We start from the raw sequence: 2,691 nt of genomic DNA on the forward strand, positions 1-2,691 counted from the left end.
GGCCAGGGTGGGGGTGAGCAGCAGGTCGTAGCCCTGGTGGAAGGTGGCCAGTTGGCGGTTGTAGGTGTTCCACCGGCTGTGCGTGGTGATGTAGTCGTTCGCGCGCTGGATGCGGCCGGCGGCGGCGATCAGGTGGGTGTCGAGTTCGAAGCCGGAACGTCTGACCCCGGTCGCGGCTCGGACCTCGTCGACGGTGGCGGCGAGCGAGGCGGACCACATGGCCAGGAAGTCGAAGGCGAGTTGGCGTTCGTCGATTCCGGTGCGGGTGGGTTCGAGCGTGTGACCGAGCTCTTCGAGGAGTTTGGCGGTCTCTTCGACGGCGGCTACGGCGTGCGGCGATACGGGAGTGCCAAGGGGGGAGTCGATGGCGAAGCCGATCCGCAGGGGCCGCGGTGCCCGCCGGGCCAGCTCCGCATAACCAGCTCCGGGCCTGGCCGCGGCAGGGTACGGCCCACCGGGATCGGGGGTGGCGGTGAGCACGTCGAGCAGCGCCGCCGTGTCCCGCACGCTGCGTGAGACCACGCCGTTGACCGCCGCGCCGTGCAGGTGTTCGGCAGCTCGCGGGCCGGCGGGGACGATGCCTCGGCCCGGCTTGAGGCCGAGCAACCCGCAGCAGGCCGCCGGAATGCGGATGGAGCCGCCGCCGTCGTTGGCGCCCGCGGCCGGGACGATGCCGGCGGCGACCGCGGCCGCCGAGCCTCCGGAGGAACCGCCCGGGGTACGGGACCGGTCCCAGGGATTGAGTGTGGGACCGCCGGCCTCGGGCTCGGTGATGCCCTTGGCACCGAACTCCGGGGTGTTGGTCTTGCCGAAGATCACGAGTCCGGCGTCCAGCCAGCGGCGCACCACTTCGGCGTGCTCGGTGGCGGGCAGGGAGCGAAGCGCCCGGTTTCCGCTGCCTGTCGGCAGCCCGGCGTAGTCCTGCAGCAGGTCCTTGATGAGGAAGGGCACTCCGGTGAACGGCCCCGACAGCGTCCGCATGGCTTGCTGGCGCGCCGACTCGTGCATCGAGGTGACGATCGCGTTCAGAGCCGGGTTCACGGCCTCGGCCCGCGCGATGGCGCTCTCCAGCAGTTCGGCCGCCGTCACCTGCCCTGTCGCGACCAGGGCGGCCAGCCCGACCGCGTCGTTGGCCCGGTACTCCGCGTATTCCATGCGCCCGCCTCCATAAAACTAGAGTTCGTAGTTTTAAGAGTGGGGACACTACACTGACAGCGCCTACCCGCCAAGGGGCAGGAAGGGTGGGGAACGTCGCGGCAGGGCTCGCGAGTCGCAGTCGACGCGGCATGGACGAGCAGGTCGCTGGACCGCAGGACAAGTCAAAGAGGAGGACGCCGGATGGGCAGGCCGCCGCATCGGCTGCTGGACCGCGAAACCATCATCCGCGCCGGCCTCGACCTAGTGGACGAGCACGGAGCCGAGGCCCTCTCGGTCAACCGAGTCGCCACCGCACTCGGAGTCAAAGGGCCCTCTCTCTACAACTACATCACCGGGCGCGACGACCTTGTCGAAGGCATACGCGACCTGATCGTGGCCGAGATGCGACTGGACTTCGACATCCATTCCTGGACGGCCATGCTCGAAGCCTGGGCCCATTCCTATCGCGATGCCTTCGCCGCCCACCCCCGGGCCCTCCCCCTCCTCGCCGTCCGAACCATTCAGTCACCGGCGGCGCTGGGCGCATACGCCGCTGCCTTCGCCCGGCTGCGCGGCGCCGGATGGCCGGAGGACCGGCTGCTGCCGCTGGTGTGGGCCGTCGAGTACTTCGTCGTCGGCTCGGTCCTGGCCCCGGGGCCACCGACAGACCACCACGCCGCCACCGCGGACCGCAACGATCCACCCCCCGGCCTGGAACCGTTGCTCCAATCAGGGCCCGAACAACGTGAACTGGCCTTCGAAGCCGGACTGGCCGCGCTGGTCCGCGGCTTCTCCGCCGAACTGGCCGAACACCGCGCTCGGCTCGGCAGAGTTGAGGCGCCTTGAACTTCGCAGCGCGTCAACAGCAGCGCGCCGCGGAGCGCGGTGGGGCGGGAACCGGGTGAGCGAGCGGCATTTGAGGGCATTCGAACAACCGCGCCGCTCGCGTGCCACCGACGCCACACAGCAGGCCCGCCACCCCTCGCATCAGCCTGGACACCAAACGAGCCCCAGGCCACTCGGTTCTCTCCTGTGGCCCGCGCCCGCTGGTTCCACCAGCGCGCCCGCCTGGCCACTGCATATGCCCTGCTCAGCTAGCGAAATGCGGCTGCCGTACTAGCGCCCCCAATGTCACAACTTCGATTGCGCGCTTCCATGTCCGCTTCCAGTTGCTGTGACGGACTGTCGTCTTCAAGGTCGCCAGACAACGAGTGTCTGGCGTCATCGAAGTTGACAGTGAAGCCCATGACCGACCTGGGCGCTGTCATTTAGATCAACGTCTAAGTGATCTGACCGAACGACATTCAAAGTGACAGTGAGGTGCCCTAGATCTTCCGGACAGCTCCCCAACTAGGGTTGGGGGTGACCGGAAGGAAGCAGTAGTTGGCACGACGTAAGGCCCGTACTCGCAGGCGTTCAAGGATGAAGCCGTCCGCATGGTGCTGGATGGGGATCGTCCGGTGTCGCATGTCGCCCGGGAGTTGGACATCCACGACACCACCCTGCATAACTGGGTGAAGGCTTGGCGGCGGGAGCACGGAGGCGTGGCGCCGG

General features: G+C 68.4%; 2 protein-coding genes and 1 pseudogene. 2 read left to right on the forward strand and 1 reads right to left on the reverse strand.

Annotated features, from left to right (window positions below; translation table 11 throughout):
- Positions 1-1,155, reverse strand: a 1,155-nt coding sequence (locus EJK15_RS68715; RefSeq protein WP_138720840.1) for an amidase, incomplete at its 3' end; no start/stop codon positions are given.
- 183 nt (positions 1,156-1,338) lie between these two features.
- Between EJK15_RS68715 and EJK15_RS68720 the strand changes: the two genes are divergently transcribed.
- Complete coding sequence (locus EJK15_RS68720; RefSeq protein WP_138720841.1) at positions 1,339-1,983, forward strand: TetR/AcrR family transcriptional regulator; 645 nt, start codon at positions 1,339-1,341, stop codon at positions 1,981-1,983.
- Between the two features lie 569 nt (positions 1,984-2,552).
- Positions 2,553-2,691 (forward strand): annotated as a pseudogene (locus EJK15_RS78410) (transposase); the annotation flags it as partial.

The organism is Nonomuraea basaltis, from assembly GCF_005893125.1.
In the GTDB taxonomy this organism is placed as follows: Bacteria; Actinomycetota; Actinomycetes; order Streptosporangiales; family Streptosporangiaceae; genus Nonomuraea; species Nonomuraea basaltis.